This is a genomic window from Bartonella grahamii ATCC 700132 (assembly GCF_000518085.1).
In the GTDB taxonomy this organism is placed as follows: Bacteria; Pseudomonadota; Alphaproteobacteria; order Rhizobiales; family Rhizobiaceae; genus Bartonella; species Bartonella grahamii.
This window is the reverse complement of record NZ_JACX01000005.1, coordinates 89,948-107,659: the sequence shown is the minus strand read 5'-3', so window position 1 is coordinate 107,659 and position 17,712 is coordinate 89,948. Positions and strand designations below refer to the sequence as shown.

Annotated in this window: 14 protein-coding genes; 6 read left to right on the top strand and 8 right to left on the bottom strand. The window is 37.7% G+C overall.

The window, feature by feature from the left end:
- The first annotated feature begins 71 nt into the window (after positions 1-71).
- Positions 72-695, top strand: coding sequence for a pyridoxamine 5'-phosphate oxidase (pdxH, locus tag U736_RS0102605; protein ID WP_026500266.1), 624 nt, complete (start codon positions 72-74; stop codon positions 693-695).
- A 236-nt stretch (positions 696-931) separates the two neighbouring features.
- On the opposite strand, the gene ubiA is transcribed toward pdxH, so the two are convergent.
- Entirely contained in the window at positions 932-1,936 is a 1,005-nt protein-coding gene (ubiA, locus tag U736_RS0102600; RefSeq protein ID WP_012754815.1) for a 4-hydroxybenzoate octaprenyltransferase, read from the bottom strand.
- Between the two features lie 90 nt (positions 1,937-2,026).
- On the opposite strand from ubiA, the gene purD reads away from it, so the two are divergent.
- Positions 2,027-3,301, top strand: a complete 1,275-nt coding sequence (gene purD / locus U736_RS0102595) for a phosphoribosylamine--glycine ligase (protein WP_012754814.1) — start codon at positions 2,027-2,029, stop codon at positions 3,299-3,301.
- 1,160 nt (positions 3,302-4,461) lie between these two features.
- Here the strand turns inward: purD and U736_RS0102590 are convergent.
- The 7 genes from U736_RS0102590 to U736_RS0102560 all read right to left on the bottom strand — a co-directional run bounded on the left by U736_RS0102590 (position 4,462) and on the right by U736_RS0102560 (position 11,339).
- Positions 4,462-4,989 (bottom strand): DUF6101 family protein, encoded by a 528-nt coding sequence (locus U736_RS0102590; RefSeq protein WP_012754813.1) that lies wholly within the window; start codon positions 4,987-4,989, stop codon positions 4,462-4,464.
- A gap of 144 nt (positions 4,990-5,133) precedes the next feature.
- Complete coding sequence (locus U736_RS0102585) at positions 5,134-6,543, bottom strand: FAD-binding oxidoreductase (protein ID WP_012754812.1); 1,410 nt, start codon at positions 6,541-6,543, stop codon at positions 5,134-5,136.
- A gap of 2 nt (positions 6,544-6,545) precedes the next feature.
- On the bottom strand, positions 6,546-7,508 hold the full coding sequence (locus tag U736_RS0102580; RefSeq protein ID WP_026500265.1) for an L-threonylcarbamoyladenylate synthase: 963 nt from the start codon (positions 7,506-7,508) through the stop codon (positions 6,546-6,548).
- Positions 7,505-8,179, bottom strand: a complete 675-nt coding sequence (locus U736_RS0102575; RefSeq protein WP_425290143.1) for a ribonuclease HII — start codon at positions 8,177-8,179, stop codon at positions 7,505-7,507. Before U736_RS0102575 ends, U736_RS0102580 begins: the two co-directional genes overlap by 4 nt.
- Positions 8,180-8,361: 182 nt before the next feature.
- Positions 8,362-9,270, bottom strand: a complete 909-nt coding sequence (locus U736_RS0102570) for a 4-(cytidine 5'-diphospho)-2-C-methyl-D-erythritol kinase (protein ID WP_012754809.1) — start codon at positions 9,268-9,270, stop codon at positions 8,362-8,364.
- 240 nt (positions 9,271-9,510) lie between these two features.
- A complete protein-coding gene (locus tag U736_RS0102565) occupies positions 9,511-10,359 on the bottom strand; it encodes a S49 family peptidase (RefSeq protein ID WP_012754808.1) in 849 nt (282 codons plus the stop codon).
- 191 nt (positions 10,360-10,550) lie between these two features.
- Complete coding sequence (locus U736_RS0102560) at positions 10,551-11,339, bottom strand: tRNA1(Val) (adenine(37)-N6)-methyltransferase (protein WP_012754807.1); 789 nt, start codon at positions 11,337-11,339, stop codon at positions 10,551-10,553.
- A 180-nt stretch (positions 11,340-11,519) separates the two neighbouring features.
- On the opposite strand from U736_RS0102560, the gene U736_RS0102555 reads away from it, so the two are divergent.
- The 4 genes from U736_RS0102555 to glyS all read left to right on the top strand — a co-directional run bounded on the left by U736_RS0102555 (position 11,520) and on the right by glyS (position 17,635).
- On the top strand, positions 11,520-12,596 hold the full coding sequence (locus U736_RS0102555) for a polyprenyl synthetase family protein (protein WP_012754806.1): 1,077 nt from the start codon (positions 11,520-11,522) through the stop codon (positions 12,594-12,596).
- A 95-nt stretch (positions 12,597-12,691) separates the two neighbouring features.
- On the top strand, positions 12,692-14,386 hold the full coding sequence (locus U736_RS0102550; protein ID WP_012754805.1) for a tetratricopeptide repeat protein: 1,695 nt from the start codon (positions 12,692-12,694) through the stop codon (positions 14,384-14,386).
- An 85-nt stretch (positions 14,387-14,471) separates the two neighbouring features.
- Positions 14,472-15,413, top strand: a complete 942-nt coding sequence (locus U736_RS0102545) for a glycine--tRNA ligase subunit alpha (protein WP_012754804.1) — start codon at positions 14,472-14,474, stop codon at positions 15,411-15,413.
- The gene (gene glyS, locus U736_RS0102540; protein WP_012754803.1) at positions 15,413-17,635 is read left to right on the top strand and encodes a glycine--tRNA ligase subunit beta; all 2,223 of its coding nucleotides are present in this window, start codon (positions 15,413-15,415) and stop codon (positions 17,633-17,635) included. Before U736_RS0102545 ends, glyS begins: the two co-directional genes overlap by 1 nt.
- The last annotated feature ends 77 nt before the right edge of the window (positions 17,636-17,712 follow it).

Sequence of the window (17,712 nt, the reverse complement as noted above, 5' to 3'; positions counted from 1 at the left end):
AGCATTGGCTTTTTGATGATAAAGTAAATGAGAAAATGCCTCACCCATGCTCACTGATATTTGGAGAAACTATGAGCAACAAAATACCAACAGATGATCATTTTATGAAAATGCAAAAACCTTTTGAACTTTTCGCAAAGTGGCTTGAAGAAGCAACGATAAGTGAAATAAATGATCCAAATGCTATGGCATTAGCAACAGTTGACGAAACAGGACTCCCTAATGTTCGTATGGTTCTCCTCAAAGACTACAGTCCCCAAGGCTTCGTCTTCTATACCAATTATGAAAGCTGTAAAGGACAAGAAATTTTAAAATCAATGAAAGCATCCTTAGGTTTTCATTGGAAATCGCTTCGTCGTCAGGTCAGAATTAGAGGAATTGTTGAAAAAGTAAGTCAACAAGAAGCCGATGCCTATTTCCAATCGCGACCACGTGGTAGTCGAATTGGTGCATGGGCATCTAAACAATCTCAACCTTTAGACAATCGTTTTGTGCTCGAAAAAGCAATTGCTCACTATACTACACGTTATGCTCTAGGCAATATTCCACGACCACCTTATTGGTCTGGGTTTCGTGTTAAACCCCTTTCTATAGAGTTCTGGTGCGATCGCCCATTTCGTTTACATGATCGTCTGCTTTTTACACGCGATTGTGTTGAACACAGCGATTGGAAAAGACAAAAACTTTATCCCTAATCCTTCAAACTTCATCGTTATAAAGATTTTTTCTTCCCAACAGTTAAACAAATATTTTTTATTTGAAAAATTCTAAAAGAAGATGATTCATTTTATTTAAATAGAAGAATTTCATTTTCACTGTAAAAGTTGATTGGTAATATTTTCTACTGTATCGCTTAAAACAGATTAGCAACAAGCTTATTTAAAAGAAAATACTGTATTCAGCAGAAACTATGATTTTAGCTAACTTATTTTTAGACAGCAGGATAAAATATCGTCCATATACCCCCAAATACCAAACCAGCAAAAATCACAAAACCAATAAGCGAATTAGATTTGAAAAGCCTGAGGCATTGTGAACTGTCATCTATATCAATGACTTTAATTTGAATAAACATATGGATGCTTGCCATAAAAATCCCCAAAAAGCTAAGAACAGGGACTCCAGCTAAATAAAATGCTAGACTAACAAACACCACAAAACCACCATACAAAAATACTAAAGCACGCTTGGTTCCTTTACCAAAGAGAAGAGCCGTAGAACGAACACCAACAGTAGCATCATCTTCTTTATCTTGATGTGCATAGATTGTATCGTATCCTATGGTCCACAAGATTGATCCCACATAAAGCAAGATTGGTGCCCAGCTTAAACTTCCAAAGACAACAGCCCACCCCATTAATGCCCCCCAATTAAACGCAACGCCTAAAAAAAACTGCGGCCAATATGTTACGCGTTTCATAAAAGGATAAAATGCAACAGCTATCAATGACGAAATACCTAGAAAAAAACTAAACCTATTAAATTGTGATAAAACGACTAAACCAACCAAACATTGTATAAGTATAAAAACTCTTGCTTGAAACCGACTCACATGACCTGTCGGCAATGGACGAGAACGTGTCCTTTCTACCTGAGCATCAATTTTATGGTCAATAAGATCATTCCAAGTACATCCTGCCCCTCGCATAGCAATAGATCCCAGAAAAAAAAGAAAAAGATACCAAACCCAATGAAGAAACATTGATAAAAGAGTATCGTAATGCATGTCATAAGAGAAAAAAGCCATTGTTGTTGACCAAAAACAAGGCCACATCAACAATTGCCATCCGATAGGCCGATCCCAACGCGCTAATTGCGCATAAAACCATAAAGAACAGGGAAGAAAATTGTAGACCCATTGTTTGGAAGATGCATCCATAACCCGTCCCTGACTCTCACAGGACTGAACATGCGCGATATTTTTATTTTTTTTCATTAAATGATTTACCTTTGGTCTTGCGATAGAGACATTTCATTCTTATGAGAAGGAGATAAGATTAATCATCTTTTATGAGAGGAGCAAGCAATGAATATTCTTCTTATTGGCTCAGGTGGACGAGAACATGCTTTAGCATGGAAAATAGCAGCATCACCACTGCTAACAAAGTTATATTGTGCCCCTGGAAACCCTGCAACAACAGAATTTGGTGAAAATATTAATTTAAACATTGATGACCATCACCTTGTTATTGATTTTTGTAAAAAACATTCTATCGATCTTGTGATTGTAGGACCAGAAGCACCATTGGTTGCGGGTATAACAGACTCTCTTAATAGCGCTAACATCTGTGTATTTGGTCCTACTCAAAAAGCTGCTCAACTAGAAGGTTCAAAAGCTTTTACGAAAGATTTATGTCGTAAGAATAACATTCCTACAGGAAGTTACCAATGCTTTAATGACGCTTCTAAAGCTAAAGCTTACATTCATCAACAAGGTGTTCCCATTGTTATTAAAGCTGATGGCTTAGCAGCTGGCAAAGGTGTCGTGGTTGCAACAACTATGGAAGAAGCATTTAATGCAGTCGATGCCTGCTTCAAAAGTGCATTTGGAGATGCAGGAAACAAAATTGTTGTAGAATCTTTTCTTGAAGGTGAAGAAGCAAGCTTCTTCTGCCTTTGTGATGGTAAAGTTGCTCTTCCTTTTGGATCTGCTCAAGATCATAAACGTGTAGGTGATGGGGATATTGGAGCAAACACTGGTGGTATGGGTGCTTATTCACCAGCGCCCATCATGACCCAAGAAATAGTGAATCGTACCCTCAAAGAAATTGTTGAACCAGCTTTAAAAAGCATGAAAGAAATGGGCGCCCCCTTTAAAGGTATTCTCTTCGTCGGATTAATGATAACGCAAAAAGGACCCGAATTAATTGAATTTAACGTACGCTTCGGTGATCCTGAATGTCAAGTTTTAATGATGCGCCTCAAAGATGACATTTTGCCAATTTTTCTTGCTGCAGCTCAAGGAAAACTTGAAAATAAGCCTCTTCGGTGGTCTGAAAAAACTGCTCTCACCGTTGTTATGGCTGCTAATGGTTACCCAGACTCTCCCCAAAAAGGTACTGTTATCCGTAACGTTGATAAAGTAAACAATCTTCCCGATGTGAAAGTTTTTCAAGCTGGTACAGTATTACGTGATGGAGAACTCATTGCAAATGGTGGACGTGTTCTTAATATAACAGCAACAGGAAAAACGATTACGCACGCACAAAAACGTGCTTATGAAGCTGTTGATTGTATTGATTGGCCAGAAGGTTTTGTTCGCCGTGATATCGGATGGAGAGCCATTGCGCGAGAAAACTAAATTCTTTGAATATTCTTTTTTACGATTTGATTATTTTATATAAGAGCATGATACACAAATTTTCTTACTGTTTTACGTTGACCATAATTTTGAAAAAATGAGTATGCTTTCCTTTGAACAATCAAATATTGTAAATAGGATATCTACTCATGATAAAATAGGAAATTTCTCTGAATATGACACTGTGATATAAACTGATCATTTTACTGTTGTATTTAATTTAAACGTATTTTCTCATCATCTTTATAAATACTTTCTTTCTTATAAAACCCTGAAGAAAAACATATATACTATCATTTCTCTTATTTATTGCGTTTTTTAATGAAATTCCGCTTTTACGAAAAATAAAATGCCAAAAAAAAGATACTGATGTTATTCACGTACAAATTCTTAAACAATATCTCTCATGCTCGTCACTCCCATTTTACGACACTACCTGAAAATAGTATAAATCCATTCTGCCATCTTTCTGAAATAAAGATAAAAACCGATACTATCATTGTATTTTCCAACTCTCAATATTACGATAACCCTTTCTATCTAAACGCTTTATCAGAGAGTGTTTACTCTTTTTTAATGATTTTTATCCATACTCTAATTCTTCTTATAACGTGCAAAAAAATGATTTTGATTATAGGAGAGAGATGAAATAAGAATATTTTGCAATATTTAAAGCTCTCATGCGACATGGAGAAATGATTTATAAAAAAGTAAAAAACACTTCCAGCAATCTGCTCGTGTTTTAATGATGGGGCGAAAACTAAAAATTACACCGCCAAAAAACGGTTTCTATTGTTATGAAAGCCGTTTTACCTCTCCGAGAAAAGCGTTTAACGTAACCAATTCCAGCTGCTAATATATGGTGTCAAAAAACTCTCATTTACAATCATTGATTTTCTCTTTGCCTTAAAGAACCAAAAGTCACACCAAATCCCATCTGTAAACATCTGGATTCTCATTGAGCAGGTTCCTCTTGGTTCCCACTCATATGCTTCACTTACACAAAGACCGACAAGCAAACTTAAGAATACTCGCCATGTCCTCTAAAAATACTTCATGTGTGAAGTTTACATGCCTTATATTACCGCCCCAAACAACGATGTTTTACGGCACAACAAAATAAATGCTTACGGTAGTACAAAAATGAATGCATATTAATATTACTGGAGTGCAATTCGATTCGCAATCACCAAACGCAAGCCTAACGGATTGCTATAACGAAGTAAAAAACGCTTTTGTTTAGAATGTGCTGTTGTACCAAAAAATCGATGTAAATCAGAACGATCTTTTACAACCAGAATGCGATTATCTTCATTGATCATAAGCATGGGGAGGCCATAAGTATCGGCCCATAATCGCCAATCCAGAAGAACATTATTCAAATCTCTGGAAACCAAAAGCGGTATACAAGCTTCCTCATCGGCATGAAGTAATTCTAATGCAACAGCTCTTTCTCCTGAACGCGTTTTTACGGTACGTGCTGCAATTCCTTGGAAATGATAAGGGGGTATTAAATGCGATAAGCTTGAAGGCATATCCGTTTTAAAAGAAACACCACGCTCATTTAAAGAACAAATAACCTGATTACCCGTTTTGGATGAAAAATATGTCGTCGTTTGTGGCAAATGGCACGGATCTAACCGAAATTCAAGCACCGCTTTTGCCTGATTAAAGCATTGATTAGCCATATACATTATCCCAATTTATCTTAAATAACATACACCCTTTAGCAGCTTTTTCTCATTGGATTATTAAAAGTTTGAATAAAAAACAACTGGTTTCTTTTTTGGTTATTAAAATCTAAACAAAAATACATGATCACTATTCTTGAATTATAATACTTTTCCGGGATTCATTATCCCTAAAGGATCGAGCGTTTTTTTAATCCCTTGCATAATATCCAATGCGACAGGCGATTTAAAAGAACGAAGTTCTTCCCGCTTAAGCTGACCAATTCCATGCTCAGCAGAAAATGCACCTCTATAGTCCATCACTAAACTATGAATGCGATGATTCATTTTTGACCATAACTGCAAGAACACCGTCGTATCAGCTCCTACAGGTTGTGTAATGTTATAATGTAAATTTCCATCGCCCATGTGTCCAAAACAAATCACCCGTGCTCCTGGAGCAATATCTTCAACAATAAGCGCTGCCTCAGCAATAAAATCAGGAATAGAAGCAAGTGGGACCGCAATATCATGCTTAATGGACCCTCCTGCTAACTTTTGTGCATAGGATATACTTTCACGCAACTGCCAAAAAAAATCTTGCTGTTTTAAAGATTGTGCAACAATTGCATCTTCTATCACCGCATTCTTTAAAGCTTCTTCTAAAATAATACTCAGTACTGATAACGCCTCATCATCGCCTTGCAATGATGAAATGTTCATTAATACATACCATTCATGCTTCCGCTGAAGAGGAGGCTTCTCACACATCTTATAATCTAAAGCCATTTGCAAACTGAGATTTCCCATGAGCTCAAAACCTGTCAACATCCCTCCTCCATATTCTTGAGCCAGAGATAAAAACTCCAAAGCCTTCGCCGGACTATATAATCCCACCAAAGCAACAGCTTTTCCTTTTATTTTTGGAAACATCTTCAAAACGGCTGCGGTTATAACGCCCAATGTGCCTTCTGCACCAATAAAAAGATTTTTCAAATCGTAACCGCTATTATCTTTTTTAACAAAACGCAAATCATCTAAAATACGGCCATCTGGTAAAACAACTTCCAAACCAAGACAAAGATCACGCATATTGCCATAGGCTAAAACAGCTGTCCCTCCAGCATTCGACGAAAGATTTCCTCCTACTTGACAAGAACCTTCAGATGCCAAAGAAAGAGGGAAAAAACGACCTGATTCATCCACTTTTTTCTGTAAATCCTGTAAAATAACACCAGCCTCTACAACAACAAAATTTCCCTCAAGATTTATAGCTCTAATCTTATTTAATCTCTCCATGGATAAAAGAACGCTCCCTCCTCTTTCATCTGGTTGTTGTCCCCCCACAAGCCCTGTATTTCCACCCTGTGGCACAATCGGTGTACGTGTTTTGCTCGCTAGCTGCATAATCGATGAGACCTCTGCGCAAGAAGATGGACGTAAAAGTAAAGGTGTTTTTCCATGAAAAAGGCCACGCTCTTCAAGCAAATACGGTGCAATCAACGCTTGATCTGTTATAGCATGCTTAGCACCAACAATTTCTCTAAACCCCTCAATTAATTTCTGCTCCATGTTTATTTCTCCTTTGGAGCCGCAGCCCGTATAAGACGATCATTGATCGCCTCCCCTAATCCGTATGATGGAATAGGTTCTACTGCGATACATCTCACTTTAAATGAATCTAATTCCTTCATATATTGAAATAAATGAAAGGCTGCCTCTTCCAACTTTCCATCTTCGCTAAGGTTTAAAATAGAAACGGCATTTTCAGCCCCCATAACGCGCTTTGAACCAAATGCTAAAAGCGCTTCACCATTTTCCACCTTTTCTACATTCAAACGAATCGTGGCATTGGGAGCATAATGCGACTTTAACATCCCTGGAGCTTCAATCGCCGCCCTTTGATCTATCCGTTTTAAAGACTTCCCCACAACTTCTTCAATTTTATCAGCCGCAAGCCCACCTGGACGCAAAAGATAAATATTTTCATCACAAATCTTAATAATCGTTGATTCAAGCCCTATTTTAGCAGGTCCTCCGTCCAATATCAAAGGAACAGATTCCCCCAAAGATGCAAAAACAGCCTCAGCTGAAGTAGGGCTAAGACGCCCCGACTGATTCGCACTAGGAGCAGCAAGTGGGCGGTCAAAATGTTGTACCACTTCCGCAAAAAGACTGTCTGGAAAACGAACAGCCAAGGTATTCAAACCAGAGGTTGTTAAAGGATGGATATTATGCTGTTCCTTTAAAGGCAAAACCAATGTCAAAGGACCTGGCCAAAATTCCTCCATTAATTGGCGTGAAAGAAAGTCAATTTTAACATAACGTTCTGCCATTTCGATGCCACTGACATGCGCAATAAGAGGATTAATTTGTGGACGACCCTTTGTAGAAAAAATAGAAGAAATTGCCCTCCCATTGGTTGCATCGCCCGCTAATCCATAAACAGTTTCCGTTGGTAATGCTACTAACTTCCCTTGTTCAAGAAGCGCTATTGCCTCTCTTATCGAAGCACTATTAAGTGGTAGAATCGTCATGGCACACCATTTCTATAACACTCTTTTAGTGGTGCAAAACTATAACGATGTAATCCTATAATTGGTCCATATTTATCAAGAGCTGTACGATGCGCTAGCGTTGCATAACCTACATGCTTCTCTAAACCATACCCTTTATAAACTTGTCCTGCACATTCCATCATCCGGTCACGCGTTACTTTTGCAATAATAGATGCGGCTGCAATTGAAACCGAACGCTGATCGCCCTTAATCAACGCCATTGCAGGACAGGACAACTCAGAAGGAATATCACGTCCATCAACAAGGACATAGTGGGCTGGAATAGCTAATCCTATAATACAGCGACGCATTGCTTCTAAAGTTGCTTTTCTAATATTAGATTGATCAATTGTACGAGCACAAAGACTAGCGACTGAAACCGCTAATACACTTTGCAAAATTTCATGATAAAGTCTATTTCGTTGGAGAAAAGAAAGTTTTTTTGAATCATTTAACCCATTAGGAATATGGTCTTTATCCAAGATAACTGCTGCCGTTACCACAGGTCCAGCGAGAGGCCCCCGTCCTACTTCATCAACACCTGCTATATGAAAAAAACCCTGTTTTTGCAAATCCAATTCGCACGAAAAATTTGGTTGAAGCGGAACATTAAACATCTTTGATAAATCACAAATACAACAAACATACATCTATTTCTGTAGCCTAATCATTTTTTGCAAGCATTATAGTTTTAAATGGCTCTCCAAACATTATGCGAATTCTTGCACAAAAGATCAAAAACACACAAAATAAAAAAATACATTTCTTTGGTTACCCTCTTTCATTGTGTATAATAAAATCATGACGAAATAAACGCTTTTATATTTATTTATCAGATATTTCCTAAAGTCATGATAGGTTTTACAAACCAATTTGGGTGCATTGATTTGATAAAAAGAGCTGCTTGTTGCGCTGTTTGTTTATTTTTAAAAATGCCAAAGCAAGTTGCTCCCGTTCCAGACATGCGGGAAAAAAGAGCGCCACATTCATCTAATACAGATAACACTTCAGCTAACTGAGGTGCTATTTTTAATGCAGAAGAAAAAAGATCATTACGCGTTTCTTGTAAAGCTTCAACCAATGAATCAACACTCTTTAAAGCGTCTGTATTAATTTTTAAAGAAGGATTATGACGCTTCTCTAACGCTTTAAAAACAGTTTGTGTTGAAATCTCTTGTCCATGATTAACCAATACTATTGCAAGAGAACAGGCTCCCTTTAGTTGTATCATCTCTTGACCAATTCCTTTGACCAAAAGCGGCTGCTGATATTCTAATGCATAAAGACACATGGGAACATCAGCACCAAGAACTAAGCTCATTTTTGCTAATTCTTGGTAAGAGCAATCAAGATTCCACTGTTGACGCAACATGCTTATAACCCCAGCTGCATCACCTGAGCCACCACCAATGCCTGAAGCAACAGGTAATGTTTTTACAAGCCGAAAAAAAGCAGGTTGAGCACATTCAGGAAAAGTCTTATGCATAAAATCCCGTGCGCGAATAACCAAATTATCTAAATGAGACACAAGGCCTTTTGCAAATGGTCCCGTCAAAACAAACTGATTATTTTCGCAAGGTGCATAGTGTAGACAATCACCGCTAAGACTAAAATAAACCAAACTTTCTATTAAATGATACCCATCAGCACGTTGCCCCACAACATGCAGAGCTAAATTCAATTTAATAGGTGTAAATAAATAGGAATGTCTTTGGAACGAAGTTTGTACATTTGATATCATATGACGTAATATTCACCTACATAGGGTTCTTTTACAAATTCCCCCTTTTATCCATACTTTTATTAGCACAAACCCTATAAACAGCTTGGAATATTCTTAATCGTTTTCTAAACAAACAATAAATATAAAGAGCACTCATACAAAATAAACGACATGTTCTCATTCGTATCATTTCAAGCCTTTTTTCTTCTAGAATCTGTTTTTAGATAACAATCCCTCTGGCTTGAATGATCCTTTCCATTACAGACCATAACGCTGCCAAAGTGCTCGCTCTTCTGCTGCCATCAATGCACTGTCAACGACTGTATAAACCGTATGTGCCGTCACTCCTGAAGGCGTTTTAGGTCCTAAGAAACTTTTTGGAGGCATAATAAGTCGAAGTTTTGCATCATTACCAAAGCGCTCCTTAATAACAGAACGTACATCATTTAATCCATCAACCAGACCAAGCTCAACGCTTTGTTTTCCACTCCAAAACATTCCTGTAAAGAGATTCGAATCATCTGATAATTTTTCAGCACGCCGTTCTTTAACCAAATCGATAAAAGTTTGATGCACTTCAAGTTGGAGAGATTTCAAATGCTCGATATCCGCCTTTTTTTCTGGCTGAAATGGATCTAATGTAACTTTGTTCTTTCCTGCTGTGTATACACGCCGTTCGATACCAATTTTCTTCAAAAGTTCCGGAAAACCAAAGGAAGCTGAAACCACTCCAATGGAACCAACAATTGAAGAAGGATCTGCAAAAATTTCATCCCCCGCACAAGCAATCATATAACCACCGGATGCTGCAATATCTTCAATAAACACAAGAACCTTTTTATTTTTTTCTTCTGCCAAGTCACGAATACGCTTGAAGATAAAACGCGATTGTACAGGTGAACCACCAGGAGAATTAATAATAAGTGCAACAGCCGGTGACTTTTTGTGTGCGAAAGCCTTCTCTAAAAGATTTGCACACCTACTGAGGGAAAGGGTACGAGATATAGACGCTGATGAATCCATAATTGCTCCTTGAAGGCGCACCACAGGAATTTCAAGTTTATCGGAAGAAAAACGACGTGGAATAAAACTTTTAATAAAATCCATCAAAACAAAATCTCCTTATAAATTAAGAACAATTAAATAGGAAAGGACAACAAAGAGGAAGAACGCGATAATATCCAAAAGCGCCAATCAATCCCCACATTACAAGCAGAAATATAATTTCACCCAAAGTCAAACCTCCCTAACAACAAAGTTTCGACTTTAAATAATAAACTAAAAAACACAAGATACTATTAGAAAAGTTCCCACAAGCTTATATATCCATTATTAATTGCATCAACCCGGGGTGAAAAAGTATGGTCATTACCTTCATGTATAACCAATGCCGGTAAAATAGATAAAGCTGCTCTGCTTCCTCGTTTTGCGTAAAATAAAAGACGAATTGCTGCTGTTTTCGCACGTGCATGCACAGGAATTATACAAATACCACCAAAACGCCCTTCTAAAGCACGCAAGATATCTGTCAGCGATTGTGGACGTGCAATGAGCCCTAAGTATCCACCTGGCTTAACAATGGCCGCTGCACTCCGCAACCAGTTATCAAACATCGCTTCAGACATAACATGTGCTTCAGATTTTTGTTTATCAGGTGTCTTGCGATCAGTAGGATTATTAAAAGGTGGATTCATAATCGCAAAATCAAAGCTATTATCTATCAAACCTGCTTTTATACGGGCATTCCCTTTGAAGGTAACATCTGCTTCTAGCAAACAAACTCGGCTAGCAAATTGTTTATTTTGTTTTAGCATAAGCGTTTTTTGAGCGTAAGATACCATAAAAGCTGAACGTTCAACTAAGGTAACATGAACTTTCAAACAACGCGAAGCAACAGCCAACCCTGCAGCTCCAGCACCTGCACCTAAATCAACAACCTTGCCCTTTAAATTACTTGGAACCAAACTAGCTAATAACATCGCATCCATTCCAGAACGATGACCATATTTATGGGGCTGAACCAAATAAAATTTCCCGCGGTGAAAACTATCAATTGTTTCACCACTCTGATTCGTTGTTTTATCCATTTAAAAGCCTAATGTTCACCTTTATAAACTGCATTTTTGCCATCCAGCTGCTATTTTAAATTTTTTTATTATTTCATAACAACAAGATTACACTCGCTAAAGAACATTTATTGCCAATAACATTCCAAGCTTACACTTCAAAGCGCCATCAAAAGCTTGAGTCAAACACAAACCCCCTTTATGCTAGTAAATAAAGTAAATTTTATATATGTCCATTGCAATACTCTAGGAGTAAACACATTGAGCGCAGCTATCAAACCAGAACAAATAAGAAATAATCAAATTTCTCTTCAATCTCTTGTCAATCTTACTCAAAAAGATATGGAGCGCGTAAATCAATTTATTCTCTCTATGGCAAAATCAGAGGTTGAGATGATCCCTGAAATTTCCAACCATCTTATTTCATCAGGTGGAAAGCGATTACGCCCAATGATTACGCTCGCTTCTGCTCATATGTTCGGTTATCAAAGTGACGGGCATATAAAACTCGCAACAGCTGTTGAATTTATGCATACAGCAACATTACTACACGATGATGTGATTGATGAAAGTAATTTGCGACGTGGAAAATCCACGGCACGGATGATTTGGGGGAATCAAGCAAGCGTACTTGTTGGTGATTTCCTGTTGGGTCAGGCTTTTAAAATGATGGTCGATGTCGGTTCCATAGAAGCGCTCTCTGTCTTAGCGAACGCTGCTGCAATTATTGCTGAAGGAGAAGTTATGCAACTTTCTGCTGCAAAAAATATCAAAACCAGCCCTTCAGACTATCTCAAAATCATCAATGCCAAAACAGCCGCACTTTTTTCAGCAGCCGCTGAAGTAGGACCGATTGTTGCTGGCTATGGACATAAAGAGCGTTCTTCATTACGTGAATATGGAACATCTTTAGGTTTAGCTTTCCAATTGATTGATGATGCACTTGACTATAGCGGTAGTGCTCAAAACTTAGGAAAAAATATAGGGGACGATTTTAGAGAAGGAAAAATAACAATGCCTGTTATTATCGCATATGAACGTGGAAATATAGTAGAAAAAAATTTCTGGAAACAAGCACTTGAAGATGGCAATAACAATAATGAAGCCTTCGCATACGCGCAACACTTAATAGAAAAGTATGATAGTATCACAGATACAATAGAACAAGCACGCATCTACGGAAAACATGCAATTGATGCTCTTATTCCCATGAACGAAAATCTTGCTTACAATGCTCTCGTTGAGACTGTTGAATTTTGTATTGCGCGCGTAAACTGAATTCTTTGCAAGAATCGCAGTATTTCTCAATAAAGTAATGAGATATGATCTATAAACAACACCATCGATTGATTATCTTGAAAAGGATTAGCTCCATGTGCTCTGCAACGGTATCCCGAATTTTTACCCTCTTTATCGTGGGTATCATGCTGATGCCATTCCCCACCTACAGTAAAATAAGCACCGCAATTCATACAAGCTCATTTACAGGTGCTTATTTAGCTGGAAGGGTTGCAAATCATGAAAATAAAACAGAACTTGCTATCAATTACTTTAAACAAGCACTCGTTTATCAACCTGATAACATTGAAACACAAAAAGAGCTCCTTGAAGCTATGCTCTCGGTCGGAAACTTTAAAGAAGCTGTCCAACAAGCCCAAAAACTCAAAGAGCAAGATGTTATAACTCCCTTTGTTTCTTTAACTTTGTCAGTAGAAAGTCTCATCAAAAAAGACTATAAGAATGCCAATTTTCTTCTGCAATCAAAAGAACCTCCGAAATCCAATAATCCAATACCTGAACTCATCGGTGCTTGGATTAAATTTGGGTCTGGACAAAAATCTCAAGCAATCGCTGATCTTAAGAAACTCAAAGGTCCTGTCTGGTATGACCTTTTTATATCTTATCATCTAGCACTTATGAGCGACCTTGCAGAACAGCCAAAGGATGCAAAAAAATATTTCATTAAAGCACTTAGTAACAAACAGGGGACTCTTATCGCTCCTAATACCTATGAACGTATTATCATAGCCTATGCCTCATTCCAATTGCGCCATAATATGCGTAACCAAGCTCTTCAAACAATCCAACATGGCGAACAAATGTTGTCAGGTCGAGAAGTCCTTAAAAACTTTCGAGAAAAAATTGAAAAAAATTCTTTCTTAGAGAGAGTTATTAAAACACCTCAACAAGGAGCAGCCGAGGTACTATATAATTTTGGAACAGCCCTCAACCACAAAAACTCAGGGCGAATTGCACGTATTTTTAAGCAATTATCTTTCGCCTTATACCCTCAAAATGACGCAACACTGTTTCAGCTCGCACACATTTCTGCTAAATTGAGTGATCCTCATAAAGCAATTAAACTTTATCGCGCTTTATCCCCTAAATCTCCTTATTATAAAGATGGACAACTTCATCTTGCATTCCTTCTTGCCAATAACAACAATTACAAAGAAGCAATAAAATTACTCACATTGTTAAATGAAAAGTTTCCCAATGATCGTAATATTTTGATAACGCTCGTTGCTTTTTATATGCAGGACAATAAATTCCTTGAGGCCATTAAAACTCTAGACACCGCTATTGCCCAGATAAAAAACTTTCAGCAGGACGATTGGAAACTCTTTTATCAGCGTGGTATTGCTTTCGAACGTTTAAAGCAATGGCCAAAAGCAGAAATTGACTTGAGAAAATCGCTTGAATTTTTTCCAAACCAACCGCAGGTTCTTAATTATTTAGCCTATTCCCTTGTAGAACGTGGTGAGAAGCTTGAAGAATCGCTCCGTATGCTGCAAAAAGCTTCTGCTTTGCAAGCTCACAACAGTCATATTCTCGATTCTTTAGGGTGGGCTTATTATAAACTAAAAGAATATAATAAAGCAGTGCAAATATTAGAAAATGCTGTCAGATTACAACCTGAGGACCCAACACTGAATGATCATTTAGGTGATGCCTATTGGAAAGTTGGACGTAAACGTGAAGCAATCTTTCAATGGAACCATGCAATTGACGGAAAACCAGAAAATTCTGAACAAATTCAAGAAAAGTTGAAATTTGGTTTGCAATAAACGATGCTTAGCCATAAACCACATGAAATAATAAACAGAGAAACTAAAATTACTTTTGTTTAGTCCAATATAAAGAGTATAAAGCGTGAAACTGCCTGAACATCTTAACCCCAAACGTTCTTTTCAGGGACTAATCTTAACTTTGCAAAATTATTGGGCACACTATGGATGTGCAATTTTGCAACCTTACGATATGGAAGTCGGAGCTGGGACTTTTCATCCCGCAACAACATTACGCTCCCTAGGTCCACGCCCTTGGAAAGTTGCTTATGTCCAACCCTCCAGACGTCCAACAGATGGACGATATGGTAAGAATCCAAATCGTTTACAACACTATTATCAATTCCAAGTACTTCTCAAACCCTCTCCGCTCAATCTACAAGAACTTTACATAAAGTCGCTACAAGCTATCGGACTTGATACAAAACTGCATGATATTCGCTTTGTTGAAGATGATTGGGAAAGTCCCACCCTTGGTGCTTGGGGGCTTGGATGGGAATGCTGGTGCGATGGGATGGAAGTCTCTCAATTTACTTATTTTCAACAAGTTTGTGGCATTGAATGCGCTCCAGTTTCAGGGGAACTCACATACGGTCTTGAGCGTCTAGCGATGTATATCCAAGGGGTTGATAACGTCTATGACCTTAACTTTAATGGTTTGGAGGGAGAAAACAAAATAAGTTATAGAGATATTTTTTTACAGACAGAACAGGAATACTCATATTACAACTTCGAATTTGCTGATACAAAACTGCTACATCAGCACTTTATCGATGCAGAACGCGAATGCAGCGCACTTCTTGATGCTGGAAAACCAAATAAAGAAAATATATTACATCGCTGTGTTTTTCCTGCCTATGATCAATGTATTAAAGCGAGCCATATCTTTAATCTTTTGCAAGCACGTGGCGTTATTTCTGTAACCGAACGACAAAATTACATTCTTCGCGTTCGTGATCTCGCGCGCCGTTGTGGGGAAGCCTTCTTACTCACAGAAGCTGGACAAATATATACTGGAGAAGCCTAATGTCTGATCTTCTTCTTGAACTTTTCAGTGAAGAAATCCCCGCACGTATGCAACGAAAAGCTGCTGCTGATCTCAAAAAATCTGTTACAGATCAACTTGTGAATGCTGGATTGATATATGAAGCTGCTCGTGAATATTGGACACCTCGTCGGCTAACATTGGACATACGCGGACTTTCCATACGCTCAAAAGATATCCATGAAGAACGAAGAGGTCCTAGTATAAAATCACCACAGCATGTAATTGATGGTTTTCTACGTGCAACAGGATTAAACGATATTTCTGAAGCACATATTGGACATGATGATAAAAAAGGTCATTTTTATATTGCTAAAATTGTTAAAAAAGGTCGAGCTGCAGAAGAAATTATTGCCGATATTTTACCGAATATTATCCGCAACTTTCCGTGGCCGAAATCTATGCGTTGGGGAAAAGATTCAGCACAAAGTGGTGCTCTGAAGTGGATTCGACCCTTACAAAACATTCTTTGCGTCTTCGGACCAGAAATTGGTGAAACACATGTTATTCCGTTTACAATTGGTTCTCTTAAAAGCAATAATTTAACTTATGGTCATCGTTTCTTAAGTGATGGAAAGCCATTTCAAGTGCGCCGCTTTGATGATTATGTTACTCAACTTGAAACCCATAAAGTCATTCTGGATGCCGAAAGACGAAAGAATATTATTTTAGCTGATGCCCAAAATCTCTGCTTTGCCAACGGTTTAGAACTAGTTCAAGACAATCCCCTCCTAGAAGAAGTTGCTGGTCTTGTTGAATGGCCTGTTATCCTGATGGGTGATTTTGACCAATCATTCCTTGATATTCCTCCAGAAATTATTCGCTTGACCATTCGAGCTAATCAAAAATGTTTTGTTACCCGTAAACAAGGAGAAAAAGTAAAACTTTCTCATCATTTTATTCTCGTTTCTAATATTCTTTCAAATGATGAAGGCAAAGAAATTTCAAAAGGAAATAGTAAGGTTGTCCGTGCCCGTCTTTCTGATGCACTTTATTTTTGGCAAACCGATCAGCGTGATTTGCCTGATATTCAACAATTAGAATCTTCTATAAAAAAATTTGATCTTGATATAAAAAAACCTCTCGATCAAAGAATGGCGCGACTTGATCATTTGAATGTAACTTTTCATGCTAAATTAGGTACGCAAGGTGCAAGAGTAGAACGCATTGCTACACTCGCACAAGAAATTTCACCTTTGATACAGACAGATCCTCTTTTAGCAAAACGTGCAGCAATCCTTGCAAAAGCTGATTTGCAAACAGAAATTGTCGGAGAGTTTCCTGAACTACAAGGGGTTATGGGGCAAAAATATGCCCTTCTTCAAGGGGAAGATCCTCGCGTAGCTGTAGCAATTGAGGACCATTATAAACCTCAAGGACCAACAGATCGTCTTCCACAAGAACCGCTTGCTATAACCGTTATGCTCGCCGACAAAATTGACATGCTCGTTGGCTTTTGGCTCATTAATGAAAAACCAACGGGCTCAAAAGATCCCTATGCGTTAAGACGAGCAGCACTGGGAGTTATTAGGCTTGTACTTTCGCGAGATTGGAAAATCAATCTTATGCCACTGTTTCAGTTAGCAATGAATCTTTTCTTAAAACAAAAAAATAAATATGAAATCTCTCAAAGAGAAAATTCACAATTGCTGAATCTGCTTCCAGAAAAAACAGAATATATTTTATCAGACCTGTTATTCTTTTTTCATGACCGTTTGAAAATCTATCTAAAAGAGGAAGGTGCTCGTTACGATGCCCTTGAAGCCGTTTTAAATAAAGATTCTGATGATTTTTTATTGGTTGCACGTCGTGTCGAATCGCTTATCGCTTTTATCAATACCCATGATGGAATGAACTTTGTAGCCTCTGTAAAACGTACTGCCAATATTCTTGAAAATGAATTTCAAAAAAGCACAACAATAGTGAATGAAATTAATCCTGAGCTCTTTGTCGAGAAAGAAGAAAAGCAGCTCTATCATGCAATTTGTGAAGTAGAAAAACAGGTTCTTGCTCCCATCAATGCGACAAATTTATCATTTGTACTCAGTGTGCTAGCGCCACTTGGAAAATTGATTGATATATTTTTCGAAAAGGTATTGGTGAATGATAAAAAACCTGATGTTCGTGCTAACCGTCTTGCTCTTCTCAAATGTATTCACATTATTACACAATCGGTTGCGGACTTTTCAAAACTTGTCATTTAGAATCAAAATGTCCTATTAATTGATAAAAATAATGAAGATAAATTTTTCTTTTTTATGACTTTTATTAATTAATATTG

Bases quoted from the DNA above. Each gene is read 5' to 3' on its own strand.
- U736_RS0102555 (WP_012754806.1), top strand. From the start codon at position 11,520: ATGCTAGTAAATAAAGTAAATTTTATATATGTCCATTGCAATACTCTA.
- U736_RS0102570 (WP_012754809.1), bottom strand. From the start codon at position 9,270: ATGATATCAAATGTACAAACTTCGTTCCAAAGACATTCCTATTTATTT.
- U736_RS0102560 (WP_012754807.1), bottom strand. From the start codon at position 11,339: ATGGATAAAACAACGAATCAGAGTGGTGAAACAATTGATAGTTTTCAC.
- U736_RS0102585 (WP_012754812.1), bottom strand. From the start codon at position 6,543: ATGGAGCAGAAATTAATTGAGGGGTTTAGAGAAATTGTTGGTGCTAAG.
- purD (WP_012754814.1), top strand. From the start codon at position 2,027: ATGAATATTCTTCTTATTGGCTCAGGTGGACGAGAACATGCTTTAGCA.
- U736_RS0102580 (WP_026500265.1), bottom strand. From the start codon at position 7,508: ATGACGATTCTACCACTTAATAGTGCTTCGATAAGAGAGGCAATAGCG.
- pdxH (WP_026500266.1), top strand. From the start codon at position 72: ATGAGCAACAAAATACCAACAGATGATCATTTTATGAAAATGCAAAAA.
- glyS (WP_012754803.1), top strand. From the start codon at position 15,413: ATGTCTGATCTTCTTCTTGAACTTTTCAGTGAAGAAATCCCCGCACGT.
- U736_RS0102565 (WP_012754808.1), bottom strand. From the start codon at position 10,359: ATGGATTTTATTAAAAGTTTTATTCCACGTCGTTTTTCTTCCGATAAA.
- U736_RS0102590 (WP_012754813.1), bottom strand. From the start codon at position 4,989: ATGGCTAATCAATGCTTTAATCAGGCAAAAGCGGTGCTTGAATTTCGG.
- ubiA (WP_012754815.1), bottom strand. From the start codon at position 1,936: ATGAAAAAAAATAAAAATATCGCGCATGTTCAGTCCTGTGAGAGTCAG.
- U736_RS0102575 (WP_425290143.1), bottom strand. From the start codon at position 8,179: ATGTATGTTTGTTGTATTTGTGATTTATCAAAGATGTTTAATGTTCCG.
- U736_RS0102550 (WP_012754805.1), top strand. From the start codon at position 12,692: ATGTGCTCTGCAACGGTATCCCGAATTTTTACCCTCTTTATCGTGGGT.